At 69.5% G+C, this 24755-nt stretch carries 18 protein-coding genes; 8 read left to right on the top strand and 10 right to left on the bottom strand.

Annotated elements, in window-relative coordinates; translation table 11 throughout:
* Nucleotides 1–105: 105 nt before the first annotated feature.
* Entirely contained in the window at nt 106–3147 is a 3042-nt protein-coding gene (locus MBA17_RS24400) for a WD40 repeat domain-containing protein (protein WP_238498886.1), read from the bottom strand.
* A gap of 316 nt (nt 3148–3463) precedes the next feature.
* On the opposite strand from MBA17_RS24400, the gene MBA17_RS24395 reads away from it, so the two are divergent.
* Nucleotides 3464–4828: a cellulase family glycosylhydrolase gene (locus MBA17_RS24395; protein ID WP_238498885.1), complete on the top strand. Its 1365-nt coding sequence runs from the start codon at nt 3464–3466 to the stop codon at nt 4826–4828.
* Between the two features lie 42 nt (nt 4829–4870).
* Here MBA17_RS24395 and MBA17_RS24390 read toward each other — a convergent pair whose 3' ends face one another.
* From MBA17_RS24390 to MBA17_RS24375, 4 genes are read right to left on the bottom strand one after another with little or no spacing between them, the layout of a single operon-like run.
* Nucleotides 4871–7003, bottom strand: coding sequence for an alpha-galactosidase (locus MBA17_RS24390; protein WP_238498884.1), 2133 nt, complete (start codon nt 7001–7003; stop codon nt 4871–4873).
* A gap of 41 nt (nt 7004–7044) precedes the next feature.
* The gene (locus MBA17_RS24385) at nt 7045–7902 is read right to left on the bottom strand and encodes a carbohydrate ABC transporter permease (protein WP_238498883.1); all 858 of its coding nucleotides are present in this window, start codon (nt 7900–7902) and stop codon (nt 7045–7047) included.
* Nucleotides 7899–8813, bottom strand: a complete 915-nt coding sequence (locus MBA17_RS24380) for a carbohydrate ABC transporter permease (RefSeq protein ID WP_238498882.1) — start codon at nt 8811–8813, stop codon at nt 7899–7901. Before MBA17_RS24380 ends, MBA17_RS24385 begins: the two co-directional genes overlap by 4 nt.
* The gene (locus tag MBA17_RS24375) at nt 8810–10120 is read right to left on the bottom strand and encodes an ABC transporter substrate-binding protein (RefSeq protein ID WP_238498881.1); all 1311 of its coding nucleotides are present in this window, start codon (nt 10118–10120) and stop codon (nt 8810–8812) included. Before MBA17_RS24375 ends, MBA17_RS24380 begins: the two co-directional genes overlap by 4 nt.
* A 173-nt stretch (nt 10121–10293) precedes the next feature.
* On the opposite strand from MBA17_RS24375, the gene MBA17_RS24370 reads away from it, so the two are divergent.
* From MBA17_RS24370 to sigJ (MBA17_RS24350), 5 genes are all read left to right on the top strand, one after another.
* Complete coding sequence (locus tag MBA17_RS24370) at nt 10294–11466, top strand: ROK family protein (protein ID WP_238498880.1); 1173 nt, start codon at nt 10294–10296, stop codon at nt 11464–11466.
* 27 nt (nt 11467–11493) lie between these two features.
* Nucleotides 11494–13221: a beta-galactosidase gene (locus MBA17_RS24365; RefSeq protein WP_238498879.1), complete on the top strand. Its 1728-nt coding sequence runs from the start codon at nt 11494–11496 to the stop codon at nt 13219–13221.
* Between the two features lie 476 nt (nt 13222–13697).
* Nucleotides 13698–15713: an endo-1,3-alpha-glucanase family glycosylhydrolase gene (locus MBA17_RS24360; RefSeq protein WP_238498878.1), complete on the top strand. Its 2016-nt coding sequence runs from the start codon at nt 13698–13700 to the stop codon at nt 15711–15713.
* A gap of 614 nt (nt 15714–16327) precedes the next feature.
* Nucleotides 16328–17188, top strand: a complete 861-nt coding sequence (locus MBA17_RS24355; RefSeq protein ID WP_238498877.1) for an NAD(P)H-binding protein — start codon at nt 16328–16330, stop codon at nt 17186–17188.
* Nucleotides 17189–17295: 107 nt separating this feature from the next.
* A complete protein-coding gene (sigJ, locus tag MBA17_RS24350; RefSeq protein WP_238498876.1) occupies nt 17296–18243 on the top strand; it encodes an RNA polymerase sigma factor SigJ in 948 nt (315 codons plus the stop codon).
* A gap of 295 nt (nt 18244–18538) precedes the next feature.
* Here the strand turns inward: sigJ (MBA17_RS24350) and MBA17_RS24345 are convergent, their stop codons facing one another.
* Nucleotides 18539–19165, bottom strand: a complete 627-nt coding sequence (locus MBA17_RS24345) for a lactate utilization protein (protein ID WP_238498875.1) — start codon at nt 19163–19165, stop codon at nt 18539–18541.
* A gap of 112 nt (nt 19166–19277) precedes the next feature.
* On the opposite strand from MBA17_RS24345, the gene MBA17_RS24340 reads away from it, so the two are divergent.
* Nucleotides 19278–19691, top strand: a complete 414-nt coding sequence (locus tag MBA17_RS24340) for a winged helix-turn-helix transcriptional regulator (RefSeq protein WP_238498874.1) — start codon at nt 19278–19280, stop codon at nt 19689–19691.
* Between the two features lie 53 nt (nt 19692–19744).
* On the opposite strand, the gene MBA17_RS24335 is transcribed toward MBA17_RS24340, so the two are convergent.
* Nucleotides 19745–20107 carry a hypothetical protein gene (locus tag MBA17_RS24335; protein ID WP_238498873.1) on the bottom strand — a complete coding sequence of 121 codons (363 nt, stop codon included), beginning with the start codon at nt 20105–20107 and terminating at the stop codon, nt 19745–19747.
* 101 nt (nt 20108–20208) lie between these two features.
* Here MBA17_RS24335 and sigJ (MBA17_RS24330) point away from each other — a divergent pair, with 101 nt between their 5' ends.
* The gene (sigJ, locus tag MBA17_RS24330; RefSeq protein WP_238498872.1) at nt 20209–21108 is read left to right on the top strand and encodes an RNA polymerase sigma factor SigJ; all 900 of its coding nucleotides are present in this window, start codon (nt 20209–20211) and stop codon (nt 21106–21108) included.
* A gap of 54 nt (nt 21109–21162) precedes the next feature.
* On the opposite strand, the gene MBA17_RS24325 is transcribed toward sigJ (MBA17_RS24330), so the two are convergent.
* Genes MBA17_RS24325 through MBA17_RS24315 form a run of 3 tightly spaced genes read right to left on the bottom strand, consistent with a single transcriptional unit; the run spans nt 21163 to nt 24635 of the window.
* Entirely contained in the window at nt 21163–22452 is a 1290-nt protein-coding gene (locus MBA17_RS24325) for an MFS transporter (protein ID WP_238498871.1), read from the bottom strand.
* Nucleotides 22453–22497: 45 nt separating this feature from the next.
* The gene (locus MBA17_RS24320) at nt 22498–23613 is read right to left on the bottom strand and encodes a mandelate racemase/muconate lactonizing enzyme family protein (protein WP_238498870.1); all 1116 of its coding nucleotides are present in this window, start codon (nt 23611–23613) and stop codon (nt 22498–22500) included.
* The gene (locus tag MBA17_RS24315) at nt 23610–24635 is read right to left on the bottom strand and encodes a LacI family DNA-binding transcriptional regulator (protein WP_238498869.1); all 1026 of its coding nucleotides are present in this window, start codon (nt 24633–24635) and stop codon (nt 23610–23612) included. The genes MBA17_RS24320 and MBA17_RS24315 overlap by 4 nt, the downstream gene beginning before the upstream one ends.
* Nucleotides 24636–24755 lie beyond the last annotated feature (120 nt).

The following is a 24755-nucleotide window of genomic DNA, read 5'->3' as shown; positions in this document are numbered from 1 at the left end:
CGTTCTCACCCGCAAACGACCCGTCCCCAGAAGACGCCTCGGGCCGTTTCGGGCGACGAATGGTCGGTGCCGGCACCAACACCTATGACCCGCCGGGGCACTCGATCACCACACGTCGACGTCCACACCGATCGCGATGGTCCGCACGGCGCTGAACGCGACCCAGGTGCGCGTGTTGCTGTCCAGCCCGTATTCGCCGGGTTCGCCCGTCCCGGGCAGCAGGTCGAGCACGGCGCTGACGTGGCCGCACTCCGCCGCGTCCCGGGCCACCTGCGCGGACTCGCGGCGCTTCGCCGCCTTGGGGAGTTTCGCGAGCCCGGCGTGCTGGGCGGCGAGATCGGTCAACTGGTTGTAGGTCGGGCCGGTCGGCCTGCCCTCGGCCGCGATCCGCTCGGCCACCGGCAGGTCGTCCTGCACCCAAGACCAGTTGATCTCGCCCCACAGCCGGAGCAGGTCCGGCTGGCCGTACAAGGTGAGCGCGCGGGCCGCCGTCCAGTCGTCGAACCAGCGCACGCCGTAGGAGTGCGGCTGCTCCGGGTCGTTCGGCTCGCTGCGCTCCCCGATCAGCTCGCGCACCAGCTCGGTTTCACCCCGTCTGAGCAGGCAGACCAGCCAGGGCACGCCGTGGTGCCGGCCCCTCGGCGTGCCCACGCCCTCGTCCAGCACGACGCGGGCCTCCCGCTCCCGGCCGCACTCGGTGAGCGCCCAGACCAGTGGCAGGCGCACTTCCCAGTCCGTACGGCGGGCGTCGGCGGCCTCGCGAGCGGCGGCGAACCACCGCTCGGAGCGGTCACGCTGCCCCAGGACCGCGCAGGCCCCGGCGACCGCCGCCATGTCCCCCGCCATGTCCGCCGCGTTGCTCACGTCCGCGAGATCGTCGTCGGCGTAGGGGAGGACGGCGGCGGCTTCGGCGTCGAAACCGGCCGCGCCGAGCGCGAGCGCGATCCGCGCGAGGTGTCCGCGACGTCGCCGGTGTTCCGGCATCGCCAGGGCCAGCTCGCGGGCTTCGGCGGCCTCGCTCCGCCGTACGCAGATCATCGCGAGTTGCTGGAGCGTGTCGACGGTCCACTCGTCGTAGCCAGAGTTCTGAACGGTCAGGTCGACGAGCGTGCCCCGGACCACCGTGATCAGGTCGGTGACGGTGGCGGTGTCGGGTGGCGGCCACGTCAGCGTCGCCTCTGCCGTGCTGCCACGTCCCCGGAACGGCGCCAGCAGCCGCTCGGTCTCCGGTGCCGCCGCCCCCACTCCCGCGTGGGCGGGGTCGGCGAAGATTCTCTGGTCGCCCCAGCGGAACGGCCAGGCGAAGCGGCGGGCGACGGACCAGCAGAGCCGACCGTCGAGATCGTCGTCCCGGCCGGGCCGCGCGATGACCGTGCCGTCCTCGAACGCCACCGCCCAGGTGTCCTCGTCCAGCGCGAAGGTCGGGTTGAGCCGGAGCCGGTCGCCGAGGTCACGGCCGGTGAAGAAGAGCGGGCGACGGGCGGCCGGGGTGTGGTGGAAGGGGTGGTCGGCCACGATCTCGCCGGTCTCGGGGCGCAGGAAGCGCACCGCGTGCGAGCCGATCGCGATCAGCACGTCGTCGGCGGGCCATTCCAGGCCGAAGCCGTGATGGCAGTCGCCGACCGTGCGCCGGATGCCGTCCAGGACGCGCAGCCGTTCGGGGCGTTCACCGAGCGACCAGATCTCGATCCGCCCCTCGGTGGTTACACAGGCGGCCCGCTCGCCGTCCGGCGACCAGGCCCACGACCGGGCGTCCCAGCCGCGCGGGTTGGAGGTGGCCGCCTGGATGCTCAGGTCGTGCCGGTGCTCGCCGGTCGTCGCGTCGATGATCCCGACGGTCCCGCCCGCCGGGTCGACCACCGCCAGCCGACCGTCCGGCCCCCAGCACAGGATGTCGGCACCCGGGTAGCCGGGAAGCTCCGCCGTCGTCGCACCCGTCAGCGCGTCGGCGATGATGAGCTTTCCGTCGCGCTGGTGGGCCAGGAGTCGTTCGTCCAGGCTCCATTCGGGCGGAGCCGCGTCCTGGTCCTCTTCCAGGCCCAGAATCCAGGAGACCCGCCGTTTCTCCACGTCGAGCGAGATCGCCGCGTACTCGTCCTTCGCCTCTCCGTAGACTCGGGAGCCGTCGCGCGACCAGAACGCCCGGCTGAGGATGAACTCGGGCTCGTCGCTCCCGGTTTCCCGGGGCTCGTCCGGCGATGGTCCGCTGAACTCGATCGGCTCCGTTCCCTCTGGTTGGGCGTCCGGCGGCCCGGCCACCGAGCCCTCGTGCATCGCCACGATGACGTTGCGCATGAAGTCCGACTGGCCTCCGTAGACGAACGCGCGCCTGCCGTCGGGGGCGAGGGCCATGCCCAACGGCCTGCCCGAGCCGAGGAAGAACGCGTCGGCGATCGGCTCGTGGGTGGTGCCGAACGGGTCCCACACGCCGGTCGCGTTGGTGTTGTACTCCAGCGCGATTCGCGTGCCGTCCGCCGACCACTGGAGGCTGCGCGCGTAGTCCTCGAAGCCGACGCCGCCCATGATGCCGTCGATCGCGTGGACGCAGCGGCCGGTGGCGACCTCGAAGACCTGCAGAACCCCGCCCCGGTCGTAGTCGTCGCCGGTCCAGCTTCCGGCCGCGAAGTGGCGCCCGTCCGGGCTGAGCGCGTGGCCGTTCAGCCCGCCGTGGTGCACATCGGAGTGGCGGAGCAGCGCGCCCGCGTCGCGGAGCCGGGCGGTCGCGAGGCGATGCGCGTCGGTGACGCCGTGGGCGCGCTCCAACTCCCGCAGGGCGTCCCGCAGCGGCACGGTGTCTCGATCCGGGGAGAAAGCGGACCAGTCGGCGTTCTTGAGGGCGTCGAGGGCCTCGTCGGGTCCCATCCGCTCGTCCGGAACGCCGGTGAACGGCGGCAGCGGCGGCGGAGTGCCGGGCTCCCGGCCTTCGAGCACGGCCGCCAGCGCGTCCTCGTCGTAGATCGGAACGCCGCGCACCGCCGCCGGACCCGCCTTGGCCCCCGACTTCGCCCCGGCGAAGACCAGGTCCGTCTTCGCCGAGACCGACGCGGTCACCTTCGCGCCCAACGCCTCCAAGCCGCGCTTGGCCGCATCCTTCGAAAGCCGGCTGAACCGCCCGGCCAGCACGATCTGGCTGCCTTTTATGATCATGCCACGCGACCGTAACGCAGAAGACCGACACTTCGCCCCAATTCGGCGATCTTCGCGCCGGTGGCGAAGGAGTCGGTCCGGCGTGGAATTTTCATCGTCAGACGGGCCCTGGGGAAGCCGCCGGAGAAGTGGTCCAGCCGGATCCGGCCAGCTCAGCATCCCCTTGACCATGAATGGACTGGACCGGTCGGTTCAGGTGGTGCGGTAGTGGCTGTACGGATGCTGCGGCTCTGCGTACATTCTGGGGGCGTTCCAGCCGGCTCCGACTTGCCGACGTGGTGCCGATCGTTGCGAAAGATCAACGAGGAGATCCGAGATGAGATCCATGCCATGGGTGGCAGCGGTCGGCGCGGCGCTCGTCGCCGTAGCCGTGGCGTTGGGAGCCGTCCTGGTCACAGGTATCCAGCCCGCGCATGCGGCCGTGGGGCTCCACATCAGCGGCACGAACATCGTCGAGGCCAACGGCCAGAAGTTCACCATGCGCGGGGTCAACCACCCCCACGTCTGGTACACGAACCAGACCAACTCGTTCGCCGACATCAAGGCGCTCGGAGCCAACACCGTGCGCGTGGTGCTGGGCAGCGGCAAGCGGTGGGGTCCGTCCAACGACGTGGCCAATGTGATCTCCCTGTGCAGGCAGAACCGGCTGATCTGCGTCCTCGAGGTGCACGACACCACCGGGTACGGCGAGGAGGGCGCGGCCGCCTCGCTCGACGAGGCGGCCGACTACTGGATCAGCCAGAAGAGCGCGCTGGTCGGTCAGGAGAGCCACGTCGTCATCAATATCGGCAACGAGCCGATCGGCAACACCAACGCCGCCCAGTGGACCAGTGCGACCACCGCCGCCATCCAGAAGATGCGCAGCAACGGTTTCGAGCACCTGCTCATGATCGACGCGCCGAACTGGGGCCAGGACTGGCAGTACGTCATGCGGGACAACGCCCAGACGATCCTGAACGCCGACACCAAGCGCAACACCGTGCTGTCCATCCACATGTACGCCGTGTTCAACACCGCCGCGTCGATCACCGACTACCTCAACCGGTTCCAGGCCAACGGCTGGCCGCTGGTCATCGGCGAGTTCGGCTGGCGGTTCGGCGCCAACGAGGTGGACCACGAGACACTGCTGTCCGAGGCGGTGTCGCGAGGGCTCGGCTACCTCGGCTGGTCCTGGAGCGGCAACACCGACCCGATCCTGGACATGGCGACCGCCTTCGACCCCGGCCGGCTCACCACCTGGGGTCAGCGGATCTTCAACGGCGCCAACGGCATCAAGGCCACGGCCAGGGAGGCCACCATCTACGGCGGCGCCACCCCGACCGTGACCTCGACAGTGACCCCGACCAGCACGCCCCCGCCGACCGGCGCGTGCCGGGTGGCGTACACGATGAACACCTGGAACACCGGGTTCACCGGCAACGTCACGATCACCAACACCGGCAGCTCGACGGTCAACGGCTGGCGGCTGGTGTTCACCCTGCCCAGTGGCCAGACCATCACCAACGGCTGGGGCGCGTCGTACTCGCCGGCCAGCGCTCAGGTCACCGCCACCAACGCCGCCTGGAACGGCACCCTCGCCCCGGGCGGCTCCACCACCATCGGCTTCCAGGCCACGCACACCGGCAACACCACCGAACCCGCCTCCTACACCCTCAACGGAGCCGCCTGCCAGGTGGCATGACCCATCGACGCGGTACGGCATGCGGCAACGGGCGCCCCAGGCTCAGCCCTCACCTGGGGCGTCCTGTCCGGCTGTGGCGATGACGTGGACCAGCACGGATTCGTCGGGAAACAGGGGTGGTACGGCGATGCCCGAGACCGCCAGGGCCGAGCCGGGCAGGGCGAAGCCGCCGCTCGTCCAGGCCGGGGCCGCTCCGTGCGCGGTCACGGGCATGAGGGCACGCACCGAGTAGACGGTCGCCGGGTCGAGGCCGGGCAGCCGGATACGACCCGGTGGCCAGGTGGACGGGCGGTCCATCATGGCGATCTCGTAGATGGCCTCGGTCGCGTCGGCGGCGACGACGCCATGGGCCTGCACGCTCTCGGGGGCGTCGTCGATGCGGACCATGGCGCCGGTGTGGAGCAGGCGGCGGTGCTGTTTGTGCAGGGCGATCCAGGCGGCCAGGTCGTCGAGTTCGCCGTCGGTGAGGGTGGTGAGGTCCCACTCGATCCCGTAGTGGCCGAAGAACGCGGCCGTGGCTCGGCAGGGCAGATCGTGGCGGCGGCCGGTGGTGTGGGAACGGTCGGCGCCGATGTGGCTGCCGATCAGCTCGGGCGGCAGCAACTGTCCGGTCCAGCGCATGATCTGCCGGCGTTCGGCCGGGTCGATGCAGTCGCTGGCCCAGACGCGGTCGGTGCGTTCCAGGATGCCGAGGTCGACGCGGCCCCCGCCGCCGGAGCACGACTCGATCTCCAGGCGCGGGCGTTCGGCCCGGATCTCGTCGAGCAGCCGGTAGACGGCGTGGGTCTGGGCGTGGACGGATGCCCGGCCGTCCCGGATCGTGGATCCGGCGTCCACGAGGTCGCGGTTGTGGTCCCATTTGATGAAGTCGAGGTCGTACTCGCTGGTCAGGGCGAGCAGTCGTTCTTTTATGTAGGCGTAGGCCTCGGGGTTGGTCAGGTCCAGGACCTGCTGGTGCCTGGCGGGGGGTGGCAGGCGGTCGCCGGTCTGCAGGATCCAGCCGGGGTGGGCGCGGGCCAGGTCGGAGTCCGGGTTGATCATCTCGGGTTCGAGCCAGAGCCCGAACTGCATGCCGAGCTCCTTGACCCGGTTGACCAGCGGATGCAGCCCGTCGGGCCAGACGTCCGAGTCGACGTACCAGTCCCCGAGTCCGGACCTGTCGTTGCGGCGGCCGTTGAACCAGCCGTCGTCGAGCACGAACCGCTCGACCCCCACCCGGGCGGCCAGGTCGGCGAGGGGGAGCAGGCGGTCCAGGTCGTGGTCGAAGTAGACGGCCTCCCAGGTGTTGAGCACGACGGGCCGGGGTGTGGACGGGTGGGAGGGGCGGGCGCGCAGGTGGTCGTGGAAGCGGCGGGCCGCCTGGTCGAGGCCGCGGCCGTAGGTGGCGTAGAGCCACGGGGTCCGATAGGTATCGCCGGGCGGCAGGATGACCTCGCCGGGCAGCAGCAGTTCGCCGCCGCCCAGCATGGTGCGGCCGGTGGAGGTGCGTTCGGCGTAGTGACGGTGGTTGCCGCTGAAGCCGACGTGCAGGCCCCATGCCTCGCCGCGCTGGAAGCCGAGGTCGGAGGTGCCTGCGAGCAGGACGGTGGCGGCGTCGGGGCCGGTCCGGCCGCGGCGGTTCTCGCGCAGGTGGGTGCCGACGGTGAGGGAGCGTCGCTGGGGGATGCGTTCCTTGGCCCATCGTCCGGCCTGGTCGAGCAGGTCGGTGGGGGTGCCGGGGACGGCGAAGGCGAGGTTGAGCGCGTCCAGGGTGTAGGGCAGTTCGTGCTGGTTGCGCAGGTCCGCCCGTGCGCGGAGGAGGCCCGATTGGTCGAGTTCGACGATGATCGTGAGGGTGAGGCGGGCATGCTCGTCTCGGGCGGTGGCGGTGAGGGTCTGCCCGGCCTGCTGGTAGGTGACGCCGGTGAAAGCAGGGGACCAGTTCTGTCCCTGGTGGTGGCCGGACAGTCCGGGCATGCCCATCCAGCCGGTACGGGCCTCCGGCACCAGCGGAGTCCGTACGGGCACGTCGACCGTGGTGTCCTGCTGGGGGCGCAGGTCGGCCGCGAGGTGGGCCAGCGCTTCGTCGTCGAGTAGGCCCAGGTCCGGCCCCCAGTGCAGGATCGCGGGCAGGGCGTCGGATGGGCATTCGATGACCACGGACACGCCGGCGGCTCTGAAGTGCAGGATCTGCATGAACGGCTTTCTGTGAGAAGGAGCGGAGGTCGTACGCGGGGTCACCCCTTCAACCCTCCGCTGAGCAGGTCGAGTCGCCAGAAGCGCTGCAGGAACAGCAGCAGGGCGATGAGCGGGAGCACCGAGACGGCGGCGCCCACGATGGCGATGCCGTACAGGGCGGGCTGGCTCGAGCCCTTGTTGAGCAGGGTGTACAGGCCCACGGTGATCGGGAACTTGTTCTCGTCCGACAGCATGATGTACGGCAGCAGGAAGTTGTTCCAGGTCCCGACGAACTGCAGCAGGAAGATCGTCACCATGCCGGGGATCATCATGGGAAGGCCGATCGAGCCGAAGATGCGGTACTCGCTCGCCCCGTCGATCCTGGCCGCCTCTATCGTCGCGTCGGGGACGGACGACATCGCGTACACCCGTGCCAGGTAGATGCCGAACGGCGAGATGAGGCCCGGCAGCAGGACCGACCAGTAACCGCCCACCAGGTCGATCTCGGACATGATCAGGTACTGCGGGATGGCCAGCGTCATGCCGGGCACGAGGACGCCGGCCAGGATGGCGTAGAACAGGATGTTCCGGCCGCGGAACTCGTACTTGGCCATGGCGTACCCGGCCAGCGTCGAGATCAGGGTCGAGAACGCGGAGCCGGCGACCGCGTACAGGGCGCTGTTGGCCGTCCACCGCAGGTAGAGACCGTCCCCGTAGCTGAACAGGTCGCGCAGGTTGTCCAGCAGGCCCGTGCCCGGGGCGAAGGTGAACGTCGAGAACAGTTCGCCGCTCGACTTGGTCGAGGCCACGAGCACCCAGGCGACGGGCACCAGGCAGTAGAGCGAGCCGATGAGCAGGACGAGGGTGGGCAGGATTCGGCCGCGCCGGTGCGGGAGCAGGTGGCCGGCGGCACTCACTGCATGCCTCCGAAGGCGCGCTTCTGGGTGACCTTCAGGAGCACGACCGAGATCAGCAGGGTGCCCGCCGCCAGCAGGACGGAGGCGGCCGAGGCCAGCGGCAGGTCATCCCGGGTGAACGCGTTTCGGTAGATGTTCATCAGGGGCACCCAACTCTGGGAGATCTCCGTGGTCATCGGTTTCAAGGTGGTCGGCTCGCCGTACACCTGGAGCGTTCCGATCAGCGCGAACAGGCCGGTGAGCACGAGCGCGGGCGCCACCAGCGGGATCTTGATCCGCCAGGCGATCTGCCATTCGGAGGCTCCGTCGATGCGCGCCGCGTGGTACAGCTCCGCCGGGATGCCACGCAGCGACGTGAAGATAATGATCATGTTGAAGCCGACGCTGCCCCACACCGCGATGTTGGCCAGCGACGGATAGATGCCGCCAGGCCCGAGAAACGGGATCTCCCCCAGTCCCAGCTCCTGGGTCAGGTAGCTGAACGGGCTGGTCGAGGGCAGATACATGAAGCCCCACAGCAGCGAGGCCGTCACGCCCGGGACGGCGTACGGGATGAAGATCGCCGTGCGCGAGAACCTCTTGGCCCGTGTACCGGCGTGGTCGAGGAGCAGCGCGAACAGCAGCGCCAGCCCGAGCGTGAGCGGCACGCTGATCAGACCGTAGAGGGCGAGCCTGCCGAAGCCGGCGAAGAACTCGGGGTCGGTGAGCGTCCTGACGTAGTTGTCGAGCCCGACGAAGACCTCCTCGCGCGTGCCGAAGACGCCCCCGCCGGTCAGCCGCAGGCCGCGCACGCTGAGGTAGATCGCGTAGCAGATGGGGATCGCCAGAAAGGCCAGGAAGAGGAGTACGGCGGGGGCGACGAACAGGTACGGCGCCCGGGATCTGCGGTCGGCCCTGGGCATGGCGGTCATGGACCCGTGACTTTGAAGCCGGTGGTCTTCATGTCCTCCACCACGAGGTTGTGCGTCTTCGTCAGCGCGTCCCTCAGCGGGGTGCGGTCACGGAGCGCGGCGGAGACGGCGTCCTCGTACGCGCTCTTGGCGGTGCTGACGTTCGGGCCCCAACTGATGTGCGGGATCGTACGCTGGGCCGCCTTCGTGGCGACGTCCCAGTAGTCCTTCTGGTTCGCCGTCAGCTTGGGCGGCGGACTGTCGCCCGCGGCCTGCTGGCCGGCCAGCGACGCCGGGTACTCGCCCATCTCGATCTGGAGGTCGTACGCCGCCTTGTCGGTGTTCATCCACTTGGCGAACGTGGCCGCGGCGGCGGCGTTCTTGGAGGTCTTGGTCACGGTCAACGCGGAGCCGCCCTGGAAGGCCACCCGGTCGTCGCCCTCCTTCCACTGGGGGAGAGGCGCGATGGCCCAGTCACCCGCCTGCTTCTCCGCGACTCCGTACAACACGCCCGGCGCCCACAGGGCGCTCGGCCAGGCGAGGATCTTGCCCTTGTTCAGCTGGTTGTTCCACTCCGGGGTGAGCAGCGGCTGGGCCTTGACGAGGTCCTTGTCGATGAGCCCCTGCCAGTAGTCGGCCACCTCATGGGAGGTCTGGTCGGCGATGCCCACCGTCCACGTCTGGTCCTGGACCTGCCACCAGGAGGCGCCGGCCTGCTGGGCCAGCCCGGCGAAGTTGCCGAACTCCGCCGGCGCGAAGGTGGTGAGGTAGGCCTCCGGGTCCTTCTTGCGCACGTCCGCCGCGACCTTCGCGAAGTCCTGCCAGGTGGCGGGCGGCTCGATCTTCAGCTCCTGGAAACGCTTCTTGTTGTAGACGAGGACCATCGGGCCGACGTCCTGCGGCACTCCGTAGACGGCGCCGTCGAAGCTGGTCAGGTCCCACACTTCCGGGCTGAAGGCGTCCTTGACGTCGCCGGTGTGGGCCGAGATGTCGGCCAACGCCCCGGCCACGATCATGGAAGGCAGGGTTTCGTACTCCAGGCAGGCGGCGTCGGGGGCGTTGCCCGCCCGGTTGGCCGTGAGCAGCTTGGCGGCCGTGTCCCTGTCCCCTCCCACGTCGGTGTGGTTGACCTGGACGTTCGGGTGGGCCTTGTTGAACGCCTCGACCTTGGCCTTCTGGGACGTGCCCCAGCACCAGAACTCCAGCGCGACCGGCCCGGTGTTCGCCGTCGGCGTGTCGGTGCTCCCGGGCGTGCCCGACGAGCAGGCCGCCAGGACGGCGGTCATGCCGAGCACCGCGATGGAGCCGCCAAGCCTCGTGATACGCATCCGTGCCTCCTCCATGCGAAGCAATGTGGCTTCGCAACAAAGCCAACCTAGAGACAAGGTGAGAGTAATGTCACTACCTTCTTGCACTTTTCGCAGATTGGAAAGTGCAGGTGCGGCTACGCGATGGACATGCTAGTTTCGCGGCGAAGCCAACAGGGGGGAAGCCGGCACTGATGGAAGTTGAGTCCGGGAGCTGGTTCGGCATGTGGGACGACCTGCCCGACGCGGCCCGCTCCATCGTCAAGGAGCTCGTCATCCACGGCCCCGCGTCCAGGACCGCGTTGGCCGGGACCTTGCGCCTGTCCACCGGCAGCCTGACGCGACTGACCAAGCCCATGATCGACGCCGGGCTCCTCGTCGAAGGCGACGTGGTGCACGACCCGGTCAACGGCCGCCCGACCCGCCCCCTCGACGTGGCCGCGGGCGAGCACCGCTTCTTCGGTGTCAAGCTGACCGCGGACCACATCCACGCCGTCGTCACCGACCTGCGCGCCCAGATCGTCGCGGCACACGACGAGCCGATCTCCGATCACGCTCCCGAGGCCGTGTGCCGCCAGGCCAGACGGCTGCTCGACGAGCTGTCCGGCGGTGCGAAACCACCCGTCGGCGCCGGTGTCACGCTCGCCGGCGACGCCCGCGCCGCGGTCCAGCTCGGCGGTGAGCGGCTGGTCGACTCGGCTTTCCTCGGCTGGCGGCAGGTGCCGTTCAAGCCATTACTGGAGCAGGCGCTGGGCGTCCCGTGCGTGGTCAAGAACGACGTGGCGGCGCTCGCCCACCAGCATCACTGGTTCGGGGCGGCCCGCGGGTTGCGCGACTTCGCGCTCGTCTCGATCGGGGCGGGGATCGGCTACGCCCTCGTCGTGCACGACCACCTGGTGACCGCGACCGAGGCGGACCTCGGCATGTTCGCCCACCTGGTGCTGAACGCCGGCGGACCGATGTGCCCGGAAGGCCACCGCGGCTGCGCCGCCGCGTACCTGTCCAGCGAGTCGATCGTGACCGCCGCCGGACAAGGGCTACGGCGGCCGGTGACGTACGAGGAGGTGATGCGCCTCGCCGCGGAAGGGGACAAGGTGTGCCTCAGCGTCGTCGGCGAGGCCGCGGGCGCCCTCGGCAGGCTCATCGCGCACATCGCGACGTTCTCCATGGTCAAGACGGTGGTCGTGGCCGGCGAAGGCGTCGAACTGGCCCGCGTCGCGAAGGACGACCTCGACCGGGCCCTCACCGTGAACCGGCGCGGCGTGCCGAACTCGGCCGACGTGATCATCGAGGCGGACGACTTCCGCGAATGGGCCCGTGGCGGCGCCGTGGTCGCCATCCAGAGCTTCGTCACCGGCAGCGACTAGACCGCGCGACCCCTCTTGGAGGAATGCATGTTCTTCGGCGGAGACTACAACCCCGAACAGTGGCCCGAAGACGTCTGGCTGGAGGACGTCGAGCTGATGCGCCGGGCGCGCGTCAACCTCGCCACCGTGGGGGTCTTCTCCTGGGCGAAGCTTGAGCCGTCGGAGGGGGTCTACGACTTCGGATGGCTCGATCGTGTGCTCGATCTGCTGCACGACAACGACATCCAGGTCAATCTGGCGACCCCCACCGCGTCCCCGCCGCCCTGGTTCACCCTGGCCCACCCGGACGCGATGCCCGTGCGTGCCGACGGGGTCCGGCTCGCCCACGGCAGCCGGGACACGTACTGCGTCAACGCCCCCGCGTACCGTGCGGCCTCGCGCCGCATCGCGACGGCGCTCGCGACCCGGTACGGCGCGCACCCGGCGACGGCCATGTGGCACGTGCACAACGAGTACGGCACGGTCTGCTACTGCGATCACTGTGCGACGGCCTTCCGCGTCTGGCTGCGTGACCGGCACACGTCCCTCGACGCGCTCAACGACAGGTGGACCACGGCGTTCTGGAGCCAGCACTACACGTCGTGGGAGCAGATCCTGCCGCCGCGGGCCACCCAGTATCGGTCGAACCCCGCCCAGTCGCTGGACTACCGCCGGTTCTGCTCCGACGTGTTGCTCGCCCACTATCGCGAGCAGCGCGACATCCTGCGCGCGCACGGGGACCAGCCGGTGACCACCAACTACATCATGGCCGGATGGACGCCCCTGGACCACTGGAAGTGGTCGGCCGAGGTCGACCTCGTGGCGATCGACCACTACACCGACGAACCCGGCGACGGCGGCGTCGCCCAGATCGCCTTCGCCGCGGACCTCGCCCGCTCCTGGGCGCGCGGGAAGCCGTGGATGCTGATGGAGCAGGGCGTCGCGGCCATGTACACCCCCGAGCGCACCCTCGCGCTGGAGGCGGGAGAACACGTCCGGCGCAGCCTCGAATACGTGTCCCGCGGGTCCGCCGGGGTGCTGCACTTCCAGTGGCGGGCCTCACGTGGCGGGCCGGAGCAGTGGCACCAGGGCATGGTTCCGCACGCGGGCGCCGACAGCCGGGTCTTCCGTGAGGTCGAGGAACTGGGCCGGACGCTCAGCGAACTTCCGCCGGCGCGGCCCGCCGAGGCGGCCGAGGTGGCCATCCTCTGGGACGACGAGGCACGCTGGGCGCTGCAGAACCCGGCTCTGCCGGCCACCGGGCTGGACTTCCAGGTATCGGTGGAGCGAGCGCACCGGGTGCTGTGGCAGCACGACCTCGCCGCCGACTTCGTCCACCCTTCACACGATATTTCGTCCTATCGGGCGGTGCTGGTGCCGTCCCTCTACCTGATCTCCGACGAGGCCGCCGCCAACCTCGCCGCGTACGTCGAAGGCGGCGGCACCCTGATCGTGTCCTACTTCAGCGGCGTCACCGATCCCGACACCCGCGTCCGGCTGGGCGGCTACCCCGGCGCCCTGCGCGACCTCCTCGGGATCCGCGTCGAGGAGTTCCACCCGCTGACCGGCCCCCTGACGCTGTCCGACGGGACGACCGGCGACTTCTGGAGCGAGGCCGTCCAGTTGACGGGCGCCACAGCGACCGCGACGTACGCCGACGGCCGGCCGGCGGTCACCCGCCATCAGGTGGGATCGGGAACCGCCTGGTACGTCTCGACCAGGCTGGACGCATCCGGTTACGCGAAGCTCCTGGCACAGGCCGGCGTCCTGAGCTGACGGGGAGCCGCGGCCTGGCCGACTGGAGCGGCGAGGGGCACATCGGCCGGAGCCCGACCGCGTGGCGTGGGCGACGTCGATGTGCTCACGTCAGCCGGCGATCTCGTAGACGCCCGTGTTCGTCATCGGAGCCGGGAACCGGCCCGGCGGAGCGAGGCCGTGAGCCCAATCGGCGATGAGTCGTCGCTCCGCCGGAGCCCTCCTCGCCGTGAGGCATATTCTGCCCGCCGCCCTCATGGTCTCCACGCCGTGTCCGGCCCAGGCGTGTCGACGGTGGCGCGCCCTCGTCGGATCATGGCCCGTTCCAATCGGATTTTGGCCACTAGTCACGCTATTTCCGGACGTCAGTAAATAGCGCGATTTGCACCATATGCCGCCCTGGTTGTCGCTATGGTGATCGCGAATTAACGCGGTACCCCCTCACTGGAGGCCCCTTGTCATCCCACCGACGGGCGGTATTAGCCGTCCTCGCCGCCATGGCGTGTGTCAGCACCGTCAGCATCGCCGCCACGACCTCCGCATCGGCCTCCGCAGCGCCGGTCAGCTCCGTCGTGCCGTCGAGCAACGACGTCTTCATCAGCCAGGCCGCTCCGGAAACCGTTTACCGTACTGCGGAGTGGATGTCGGTCTGCGTCAAGACCTGTAACAACGCCACGAACGCCGAACGCCGGGCGCTGATGAGCTTCAAGGTGGCCGGCATCCCGCAGAACGCGGCGAACGTCACCATGACCCTCCAGCTCAGTGTCGCCAGGACCAGCGACACCACGGTCAGCGCGCACAAGGTCACCGGTTCCTGGTCGCAGACCTCCACCTCGTGGAAGAACGGCCCGACCTTCGGGACCACCGTGCTCGCGTCACGCACCGGGTTCACGGCCGGCTCGGTGGCCGCCATGAACGTCTCGAAGGCCTACACCGGCAACGGCACGTACTCCTTCGGCCTGACCGCCTCGAAGGGGCCCGTCGCGGTGCTGCACTCCTCGCGCACCACGGGGAAGGGCCCCAGCCTCAAGATCACGTATACGCCCGGCACGGCCACGGCGAGCCCGAGTCCCACGGCCACCGCGTCACCGACGACCTCGCCGACGACCTCCGCGTCCCCTTCGCCGGCGCCGACCAGCAGTACCGAATGCCTGCCGTTCGACATGCCCTCGGCGGCCACCATGCGCTCGTACGACAAGAAGGTCTTCGCCTTCTACTTCCCGCCGTACCCGCTGTCGATCGACAACAAGGACCCGGCGAAGGACCAGTACGCGTCCTGGCTCAATCCGGCCGGTTCCAACGGCATGTACGCCGCTCAGGGCGGTCACTCGCGTGACCGGCCGCTGACCCGCCCGGTCCGGAGCGGCGACTGGCGCCAGGCGGACTTCGAGGTGGAGATCCGCCAGGCCATCGCCGCGGGCCTGGACGGCTTCATCTACGAGCACCACACCTCCGCCAGTGACCAGCGCTTCAACCAGTTCCCCAAGTTGCTGGCGGCGGCCAAGGCCGTGGACCCGGGTTTCCGGATCATGCTCAGCCCTGACTTCCCGACGACGAAGGGCGCGGCCCACGACAAGGTCATCTCCGACATCCTCATGGCCAAGGGGCATCCGTCCCTCTACCACCTGCCCGACGGCACCATCCCGCTCGCGCCGTTCTACCCCGAGCGGCAGTCGCCTGCCTGGTGGGACGAACTGCGCGAGAAGCTCGCCGACCAGGGGATGAAGACGGTGCTCGTGCCGATCTTCCTGGACTGGTCCGGCTCGGGTAAGACCGAGTGGAACGACTCCGTCGCCGGTTACTCGTCCTGGGGCGTCCGCTGGATGAGCTCCACCGACGGCTACCGCAGGTCCGGCATCGAGGCCGCGGCGCGGGGCCGGTTCTACATGGCCCCCGCCTCCCTTGAGGACGTTCGCCCGCGCGACAAGAGGTATTGGGAGCCGTCGAACAGCGGCACGCTGCGGCAGTCGTTCGTCAAGGCCAAGGAGGGCGGCGCGGACATCGTCTCGTTGCTCACCTGGAACGACTACGCGGAGTCGTGGCTGGCGCCTTCGGTCGAACGCGGTTACGCGCCGATGGACGTGGTCGCGTACTACACGACCTGGTTCAAGACCGGCAAGTGGCCGAAGGTGGAGCGGGACGCGTTGTACTACTTCCACCGTAGTCACCGCACCGACGCGCCGTTCGACGCGACCAAGCAGACCATCGGCCCCATCGCCATCCCCTACGGCGACAAGGCCACCAACGACGTGGAACTGCTGGCCTTCGTCAAGGAGCCGGGCACGCTGACCATCAAGCAGGGCGACGACGTCCAGACCAAGGAGGTCACCGCGGCGGGCATGGTGTCCTTCAAGGCGCCGCTGAAGCCCGGCACCACCCCCGTCTTCGAGCTGAAGCGGGACGGCAAGGTCGTTCAGACCGTCAAGAGCCGCACTCCGATCAAGGAGAGCGTGGTCTACCAGGACCTCATCAACCACGCGGGCGGCGGCCTGACCTGCAGGCGCCCGCTCTGACAGGCGACCGTTCATGAACGCGGCCTCCCGGCCCACACCGAGCCGGGAGGCCGTTCGCGATCTCGGCGCCTTCGACCGCCATGCACCGTGGACCGGGCGCGGCAGGCCGTGTGGCGCCTCCCCGTCCATTGGCAAGCGATGATCGGCTCGATGACGAAGCCGTGGTCGCACAGCACGACGGCCGCCATGCCGTTCCGGATATGTGCCGGCGGACAGCGCATCGCGCCCGCCGCTGCGAGTTCCTCATAAGACGTACGGCGACGCCGTAGGGCCCGCACGAGGACTCCGTGATCGCCCAAGAGGGCCCCGCGCACGTGCGTGAGCGGGTACGGCTCGGCCGGTGTGAGTCCCTCTTTCCGCTAGGTGTTCGCAAGCCGACGTGATCGCGCGGCGCGACCATCCGGCCGAGGCGCTGAATGCCCGCGCGCCCGTTTACCCGCCCGCCTTCCGCGGCCGGCTCCAGCTGACCTGCGGCTCGCGGGTCCTCCGGATGGCGGAGTGAGACGTCGTTCACATTCCCCGCCAGGACGTCACACTTCGATCCCCGCCGGCCCTCTTAGACACGACCAAGGGAAGAACGTCATGACCCTCACCACCTGACGAAAGCGAACCCAATGATCCTCATCACCGGAGCCACCGGCGGCATCGGACGTCTCGTCGTCGAACAGCTCGCCGCCGGGGGCGCCCCCGTGCGCGCCGTGAGCCGCTCACCGGAGAAGGCCGTCCTGCCGGACGGTGTGGAGATCGTCCAGGGCGATCCGGCCCGGCCCGACACGATGGCCGCCCACTTCGACGGCGTCGAGTCCGTCTTCCTGCACGCGCGGACCTTCGGCGACTCCGCCGACCGGCTGCTCGCCCTGGCCGTCGAACGTGGCGCGAGCAGAGTGGTGGCCCTGTCGGCGATGAACATCGACGACCCGTTCGACCTGCAGCCCTCCCGCTGGCGGGGAGACCGGAACAAGGAGGCCGAGGAGGCGGCCGTCGCCAGCGGCCTGGCCTGGACCAGCCTGCGGGCCGCCAGTTTCGCCGGCAACACCGCGCAGGCGTGGGGCGCCCAGATCCGCGCCGGAGACGTCGTCCGCTACGTGCACGCCCGGTTCCGCGAGTCGGTGCTCGACGAGCGGGATCTGGCCGAGGTCGCGGCCCGCGCACTGCTCACCGACGAACTCGTGGGCCGCAGGCTGGAGCTCACCGGACCGCAGTCGCTGTCGCACGAGGAGATGGTGGCCGTGATCGCCGCCGCGCTCGGCAGGCCGCTGCGCTTCGAGGAGCGTACGCCGGAGGCCGCCGCACAGCACCTGGTCGACAACGGCCTTCCGGAACCATGGGCGCACGCCCTGATGGCCCGGTACGCCCGTTACGTCGGCGGAGAGCAGCACCCCGTGACGGGGGAGGTGGACAAGATCCTCGGCCGGCCCGCCCGGACCTACGCCGACTGGGTGGCCGACCACCTCGCCGCCTTCCGGAACGGATGAGCCCCGGTGTCGACCGCCTACGTCGTCACCGGGTCGGTGACCATCGCTGTCACACTCGCTCGACCATGAGCGTCTGAGACGGTATCCGTTCTGACAAGGAGCTCATGATGCCCGACTCCGCCGCCTCCGATGCGTTCGCCGACCATCGCGAGTTGCTGTTCTCCATCGTCTACAACATGCTCGGCACCGTCTGCGACACCGAGGACGTGCTCCAGGAAACGTGGTTGGCGTGGTCGGCGAGGGAGCTGGCCCAGATCGACAACCACCGCGCCTATCTGGTGCGCATCGCGGTCAACCAGGCTCTCGCCCACCAGAGCACGTTGCGCAGGCGCAAGGAGAACTATCCGGGCCCGTGGCTTCCCGAGCCGCTGATCACCGGGTCTGACGCGTCGGAGCCGGCCGTGCGCGCGGAGTCGGTGTCGATCGCGTTGCTGGTGGTCCTGGAGACGCTCACCCCGCTGGAGCGAGCGGTGTTCATCCTGCACGAGGTGTTCGCCTACCAGCACACCGAGATCGCCGACATGCTCGACCGTAGTCCGGCGGCTGTCCGGCAGATCGCCCACCGGGCACGTGAGCACGTTCAGGCACGGCGTCCGCGTGCCCGGATCGACCGGCGCACCCACCAACGGGTGACCGTACGGTTCGTCGAGGCGGCTTTCGGGGGCGACCTGGCCGCGCTGATGGAGATGCTCGCGCCTGAGGTCACCCTGTGGTCCGACGGCGGCGGCAAGTCGGCGGCGGGCGGGCCCCGCCCGATCCGTGGACGTGAGAAGGTCGCCCGGACGCTCGTCGCCAACGTCCGCCGTACCGAGGGCTTGGACGTCGAGTACCAGCAGGTCAACGGAGATCCCTCGGTGGTGGTCTTCGCGCAGGACGCGCCCTTCGCCGTGATGGTGCTCGACCTCGACGCCGCCGGCGAGCAGGTTCATGACGTCTACGTGGTCAGCAACCCCGACAAGCTCGCCTCCATCGCGGACATTGCGCGGAGTGAGGCGTCCCACTTCGTCCCCGAAACGACTGACAGGCCTGGCACAACGAGTCGACGGGAGCGCTGAAACCGACACCGCCATCCGGGGTGCGCACCTCTCTTGGACGGCGTGAACGCCACCAAGGAGATGCGCACCCCCGCCGGTCTTGCCGGCCTGGTCCCGTGCGCTCGCCGAACTCACCGAGCGGACCTGCCGCCACGCCGACAGCGAGCACCCCCGACGGCCGATGTCCTCCCCCAGCGGAAACCCACGGCCACCGGACGCGGTTCCCGCCACTCCACCAGGCAGAGCCCGACCACCTGAAGGCCGACGCCGTGGGCGGGCGACCCCTCGTCGCCGAGGCGGCCGAGGAGCGGATCCGTTAGAAGCCGATCGGCTCGCGGATCAGCACGACCGTGCCGCGCTCCGGGAGCGCCTCCCGCTCCATGATGAGGATCTTGCCGATGAACGACGCCTGGCCGATCTCCTGCAGGCGCAGGTGCTCGCGCGGCAGGCTGTACGCACGGATCCGGCGCAGCGCGGTCTCCAGGTCCGGCACCACCTTCTGCGCGCCGACCACCCAGATGGCCTTGCGGGCCCCCGAGGCGTACGGCGCGAGCTGACTGCCGCTGGCCGAGGTGACGACCAGCTCGCCGTCCTCGGTGACCGCGTGCACGCTGCCCACGATCACCTCGGGCGTGGCGCCCAGGCGGATGCGGGCCTGCACGTCGTCGCCGAGATCGCCGGCCTGCGCGCGCACCGAGACGAACTCGCCGGACTCGTCGATGTCGGCGGTGATGCCCGACTGCCGCAGGGTCTCGCTGGTGGCGGTGAAGACGGCCGCATCCCTGGGGAGCAGGCCGGTGACGAGCCGGCGGGCCTCGGCGGCGGTGTCCACGACGTGCACGAGGTAGCCGTTCTCGCGCAGCGCGGCCGTCACGCGGTCGAGCCGCGCGGGCTCGGCGGCGATGGTGAAGGTCTCGTCGGGCACGAGGGTCTGTACGGACATGGTGATCCTTTGCTTCTATTGGTTCCTGTTGGTAACTGAGCACATTCTGCGTAACGCTCAATCCCGATAGGAAGAAGGCACTTTTTTCTGCCTCGGTGACCTGGAGAGAACCATGCACGCGAACGGAACGTCCCGGCCGGTGACCGGCCGCCCTGCGTCGCCCGCCGTACTGCGGGAACGCGACCCGATGACCTGCCAGGTGCGGGACATCCTCAGCCGCATCGGCGACAAGTGGTCGATGGCGGTGATCAACGAGCTGGGCTGCGGCGTGCAGCGCTTCACCGAGATCAAGCGCGCCGTCCCCGGCATCAGCCAGCGCATGCTCACCGTCACGCTGCGGGCGCTGGAACGCGACGGGCTGGTCTCCCGCCGCGTCTATCCGGTGGTGCCGCCACGCGTGGACTACGAGCTGACCCCGCTCGGCCGTACCCTGCGGGACCAGGTCTGGGGGTTGATCGACTGGGTGGTGGAGCACCACGACGACATCGACGGCGCGCGCCGCCGGTACGACACCCACCAGGAGTGACCATGGTGGGACGTGCAACCAGGGCCTGTCCGGCGGAGCCCCCGTATCGGACTTCAGCGCCGCGCCAGCGCCAGCACGCTCAGTCCGAACATCAGGACGCCCAGGGGGAGATGGACCGACGGTATGTGCGCGATGCCGAGCACGACCTGGACCGAGGCGAGGACGAGGAAGCCGGACGCGTGCCAGACGGGCCGGGGCGAGCCGCCGCCCGGCTTCCACGCCAGCACCGCCGCGAGCACATACAGCATCGACGCCCCGTACATCACGCGGGCTCCGACACTGTGCAGCGTCTCTCCGTAGGACGAGGTCAGCAGCAGTCCGGCGGAGACCGCTTGAAGGAAGATGGTCAGGGTCTGCAGGGTGATCGCGATCTGCAGAAACGAGAAGCGGTGCTGTGCCGTCGCCTGGGTCGCCATGCCACGGTCCCCTTTTCCGCCCGAAGGCAGTAGGTCGATAAGGTCTCACCAGCCCGACGACGCGGGCCTGCGAAAGGTAAGGCGAGGAGGCGGCCGGGAGCATGGGGACGGCTGGGGCGAGCACCTATGAGATAGCCGGTGAGCGGCGCCAACTGATCAATGTCGCCTACCGGTTGCTCGGTTCACTGGCCGAGTCCGAGGACGCCGTACAGGAGGCCTACGCGCGCTGGTACGCGCTGCCACGAAGCCGGCAGGAGGAGATCGTTTCCCCCGGCGCCTGGCTGACGACGGTGACCGGCCGCATCTGCCTGGACGTGCTCGGCTCGGCGCGGGCCCGGCGTGAACGCTATGTCGGCGCGTGGTTGCCCGATCCGCTGCCCGGCCACGCCGGGTGGGACCACGGCCATGGCACCGACCCCGCCGACCAGATGGTCCTGGACGAATCGGTGACCATGGCCGTCCTCGTCGTCATGGAGTCGATGACACCCGCCGAGCGGGTGGCGTTCGTCCTGCACGACGTCTTCCGGTACCCCTTCGCCGAGATCGCCGACATCCTCGGCCGGACCCCTGCGGCCTGCAAGCAGCTCGCGGCCTCCGCCCGGCGGCGGGTGCCCGTCGCGCGGGCCCCGGTGACGGCGGCCGGGCAGGCCGCCGCGGTGCGGCAGGTCAAACAGGCATGGGAGACCAAGGACATCGCGGCCCTCGTCGACCTCCTCGACCCGGCCGCCGTGATGACCGCCGACGGCGGCGGCATGGTCGGTACCGTCCTCCGCCCGATCGAAGGCGGTGCGCTCATCGCCCAGTACCTGGTCGCCATCGCCGACAAGGCCCCGGGGCTCGAACTCCTGGAGCGGTCGGTCAACGGTGTGCCTGGCCTGGTGGCCCAGCATGACGGCGCCGTCACGACCGTAGCCTCGTTCGATGTCGCCGACGGCCGCGTCACCCGGATCTGGGCGGTCCGCAATCCGGAGAAGCTGCGGCCGTGGGTGCGGGACGGCTAGGGCTGTCCGCCCTCGTTTCTCGGAAGCGAGGGCGGACGGTCCTGATCAATGGTGTCAGGGAGCGGGTGCCGGAACAGGAGTGGCCGGTCGCATCCTGGTGTACAGGAGCAGGGCGAGGCCGCCGAGGATCGCGACCAGGCCGAGAACGGACAGGCCGAGCGCGTACGTGCCGGTGGCGGCGAGCAGGGCGCTGACGAGAGCGCCCGCGACGATGCCGCCTCCGCCGGCCCCGAAGCCGTTGATGATCCCGGTGGCGGGACCCACCGCGTGAGCGGGTAGATCGGTCACCGCGATCGCCCAGATGTTGGGCGTGTAGGCGGCGGTGAAGTAGCCCAGGCCGAGGCAGATCAGGGTGAACTGCAGCACCGGGGAGCCGGTGAGCGCGACGCAGGCCAGCAGGACGCCGCCGACGACGAGACCGGAGATCGCGATGGGGCCGCGCCGGCCGGTGCGGTCGCCGAGAATCATCATCGGGATGGTGAGCACCAGGGAGACGAGGTACGGCGCCGCGGCGAGCAGGCCGTTGACGCTCGGCGCGAAACCGAACGTCGGCACGATGAGCGGGATGAACAGCGTGATGCCCCAGAAGAGCATGCCGTTCGTGAAGTAGCTGAACACGATCAGTACGAATCGCCAGCCGCCGAACGCGGCGAAGGTGAGCTTCCGCCGCGCCGGGCCGCTGCTTCCCGGGATGCGCGGCGCGGTGGTGGCGGCCGGTGCGGTCGGCAGGAATCGCGCGTAGAGGGGGAGGATGACGACGAGGCCGATCGCGCCCAGCGCCCAGAACATCGGACGCCATCCGAAGGACGCCTCGAAGGGGGTGAGGAGGAAGAACCCGAGCGCCAGGGCGAGATACTGCCCGTAGTACTGGATCATCGCGCTGGCCCGGGTCATCTCACGCTCGTCGAACCACGCCTTGGCCATTCTGAACTGCTGGGGCCAGTAGATGCCTTCGAAGATGCCGACGCCGACGCGCAGCGCGACGAGGGCTTCGACGGATTCCACGAATCCGATGAGCAGCGTGCACAGGGAGTAGCCCGCGACGGTGGCGAGCAGGATCCACTTGGCGTCGATCCTGGCGGTGAGGAAGCCGCCGAGGAAGTTCGAGATCAGGTATCCGACGAGAAACGCGGTCAGGGCGAGGCTCGACGTGGCGGCGAACTCGTCGCCGGAGAACCCGAGGTCGGTGGAGATGTTCTTGATCGCGACCGACAGGTTCGAGCGGTCGAGGTAGGCGACGAACAGGCCGACGAGCAGCAGCCCGCTGATGCGCAGCCACTTGTGCGGGAGATGCGGGGCCTGTGCGGGGAGGGTGTGCGTGCTGGGGTGAGGATCCGATGGCACGGGGTGTTCCTTAACGCCGGATGTGCGGGGGTCGATGGCGGGTGGTCAGGCTCGGTACGCCTCGATCACGGATCGGTCGATCTCGATCCCGAGGCCCGGCCCTTGGGGCACGGTCATCACCGGCCCTATGTCCAGATCCGAAAGGGTCCGCCGGAAGGAGTTGGGCGCCTGGTCGAGTTCGATGACCGGGAGCGTGCGGCCGAGGGAGGGGGTCACCACGGGGAGCGCGGTGGCGAGGTGCAGCCCCGCGGCCACCGTGATCGCGGACCCCCATACGTGCGGGAGTGTGGGGATGCCGTGGGCGCTCGCCATGCCGGCGATCAGCAACGTCTCGCGGAGCCCGCCGCAGGCCGTGGCATCGGGCTGCAGCAGGTCGACGGCGCGGGACTCGATCATCTCCGCAAATCCCCAGCGGGTGAACGACGATTCCCCGCCCGCGATGGGGACCGCGGTGGCTGCTCTCAGCTCGCGGTAACCGGCCAGGTCTTCGGGGATGACCGGCTCTTCGAAGAACCACAGCGAGTCCGATTCGGTCTCGCGGGCGAACACGAGGGCTTCTGCCGTGGTGTAGCCGCGGTTGGCGTCGGCGGCCAGGAGGATGTCCGGTCCCAGGGCCGCGCGCACCCGGTGCACGCGGTCGATGTCGGACCGCAGCTCAGCACCGACCTTCATCTTGACGTGGCGGTATCCCTGCGCGATGAGATGCCGTGCCTCCGCCTCGAGGTCGTCCTGCCACTCGCCTCCGTAGTAGAACGCCGAGGCGTACGCGTCGAAGGAGCCGGGCGCCCGGCCGCCCAGCAGGCGGTGGATCGGCTGGCCCAGCGCCTTGCCGACGATGTCCCACAGGGCGATCTCGATGCCCGAGATCGCGGCGATCGGAACGCCCGCGCGCCCCCACTCACGGCTGCGGTTGTACATCGACTCCCACAGGGAGACGTGCTCGAACGGATCCGCTCCGACCAGGAGCGGAGAGAACACGGAATCGATCAGCGCACGGCTGCCCTCGGCCGGACCGAAACACTCGCCCCACCCGGTGACGCCCTCGTCCGTCACGATCTCGACGAGACAACTGCTGCGCGTCTCCCAGGACCACTGGGACATGCCGAACGGCGTCCGAAGTCTCTCGGTGACGACATGGGTGCCGACCGTCACGATCTTCATGCCTTGCGCTCCTTCGTGGTCGCCGGCGGGGCGACGGAGCCGCGCCGGATCAACGTGCTCGGCACGACGCGTGGGCCGGGGTCGACGGACTTCCCCGAGGCCATGTCGAGCAGCAGGTCGCCGGCGAGGGCGCCCATCTCCTCCACCGGCTGGTCGATCACGGAGATGGCCGGGGGGTACAGGGTCATCCACCCGGCGTCGGTGAACCCGATGATCGAGACGTCGTCCGGACACCGTCGCCCGGCCGTGCGGACGGCGCTGACGATTCCCTCCGTGACGAGCGCGTTGAAGCCGATCATCCCGGTGACGCCGGGATGCGTGCGAAGCAGCTCGCTCGCCGCGGCCTCTCCGCCTGATCGGGTCCCGTCGGTGTGCCGTACGAGCCCGCGGCACCCGGGACTGCGGCTGAGAGCCGCGTTGAAGCCCTCTTCACGGTCACGGGTGGTGGACGCCTTCCGCGGGCCGAGGATCATGGCGATCTCGGTGTGGCCGTGTGCGAGAAGCTCCGCGGTCGCGTCACCGACGGCCTCCCGACCGTTGGTGACGACAGCGGGGACGTGCACGTCGTCGAGTACTCGGCTGACGCTCACGACGTGACCGAACGCCCGCAGGTCGTCGTCGCTCAGCGAACTGCCGATCGACGGAACGATGACGAGCCCGGTCGGCCGGTACGAGCGAAGAAGATCAAGCTGATGGCGCTCGATCTGTGCGTCGTCATCACAGTTCATCAGCATCAGCGAGTAGCCGCTGCCGGCCACCCGGCGTTCGATCGCACGATGCAGCCGTGCGTAGAAGGGGTTGCCGATGTCGGCCACGAGCACACCGATCATCGGGGTGCGGGAGGCGCGCAGGCTCCGTCCGACCGCGTTCGGCCGGTAGTCCTGCGCCTCGATCGCGGCGAAGACGGCGGCCCGTGTCTTCTCGCTGACCTGGCCGGTCCCGTTGAGCACCCGGGAGACGGTTTGGGCGCTCACCCCGACCGCTCGCGCGACCGTGTAGATCGTCGCCCTTGCTTCTGACACCGTTTGACTGCTCTCCGTGATGTTATCGATAACTGTTGCAGGTTACAGCGTTTCGGGCAGACCGACAAGGCTGAGTCGGATGTCCATAATCGACGACCGGTGTACGGCCGGGCTGTCCGC

Source organism: Dolomitihabitans soli (genome assembly GCF_022213955.1).
GTDB classification, from domain to species: Bacteria; Actinomycetota; Actinomycetes; order Streptosporangiales; family Streptosporangiaceae; genus Streptosporangium_A; species Streptosporangium_A soli.
Note: the sequence above shows the minus strand (reverse complement) of the source record. Positions and strands in the feature narration are given on the sequence as shown.

Excerpts from the sequence above, each read along its gene's own strand:
- MBA17_RS24400 (WP_238498886.1), bottom strand. The coding sequence starts at position 3,147 with ATGATCATAAAAGGCAGCCAGATCGTGCTGGCCGGGCGGTTCAGCCGG.
- MBA17_RS24395 (WP_238498885.1), top strand. The coding sequence starts at position 3,464 with ATGAGATCCATGCCATGGGTGGCAGCGGTCGGCGCGGCGCTCGTCGCC.
- MBA17_RS24390 (WP_238498884.1), bottom strand. The coding sequence starts at position 7,003 with ATGCAGATCCTGCACTTCAGAGCCGCCGGCGTGTCCGTGGTCATCGAA.
- MBA17_RS24380 (WP_238498882.1), bottom strand. The coding sequence starts at position 8,813 with ATGACCGCCATGCCCAGGGCCGACCGCAGATCCCGGGCGCCGTACCTG.
- MBA17_RS24375 (WP_238498881.1), bottom strand. The coding sequence starts at position 10,120 with ATGCGTATCACGAGGCTTGGCGGCTCCATCGCGGTGCTCGGCATGACC.
- MBA17_RS24370 (WP_238498880.1), top strand. The coding sequence starts at position 10,294 with ATGGAAGTTGAGTCCGGGAGCTGGTTCGGCATGTGGGACGACCTGCCC.
- MBA17_RS24365 (WP_238498879.1), top strand. The coding sequence starts at position 11,494 with ATGTTCTTCGGCGGAGACTACAACCCCGAACAGTGGCCCGAAGACGTC.
- MBA17_RS24360 (WP_238498878.1), top strand. The coding sequence starts at position 13,698 with ATGGCGTGTGTCAGCACCGTCAGCATCGCCGCCACGACCTCCGCATCG.
- MBA17_RS24355 (WP_238498877.1), top strand. The coding sequence starts at position 16,328 with ATGATCCTCATCACCGGAGCCACCGGCGGCATCGGACGTCTCGTCGTC.
- sigJ (WP_238498876.1), top strand. The coding sequence starts at position 17,296 with ATGCCCGACTCCGCCGCCTCCGATGCGTTCGCCGACCATCGCGAGTTG.
- MBA17_RS24345 (WP_238498875.1), bottom strand. The coding sequence starts at position 19,165 with ATGTCCGTACAGACCCTCGTGCCCGACGAGACCTTCACCATCGCCGCC.
- MBA17_RS24340 (WP_238498874.1), top strand. The coding sequence starts at position 19,278 with ATGCACGCGAACGGAACGTCCCGGCCGGTGACCGGCCGCCCTGCGTCG.
- MBA17_RS24335 (WP_238498873.1), bottom strand. The coding sequence starts at position 20,107 with ATGGCGACCCAGGCGACGGCACAGCACCGCTTCTCGTTTCTGCAGATC.
- sigJ (WP_238498872.1), top strand. The coding sequence starts at position 20,209 with ATGGGGACGGCTGGGGCGAGCACCTATGAGATAGCCGGTGAGCGGCGC.
- MBA17_RS24320 (WP_238498870.1), bottom strand. The coding sequence starts at position 23,613 with ATGAAGATCGTGACGGTCGGCACCCATGTCGTCACCGAGAGACTTCGG.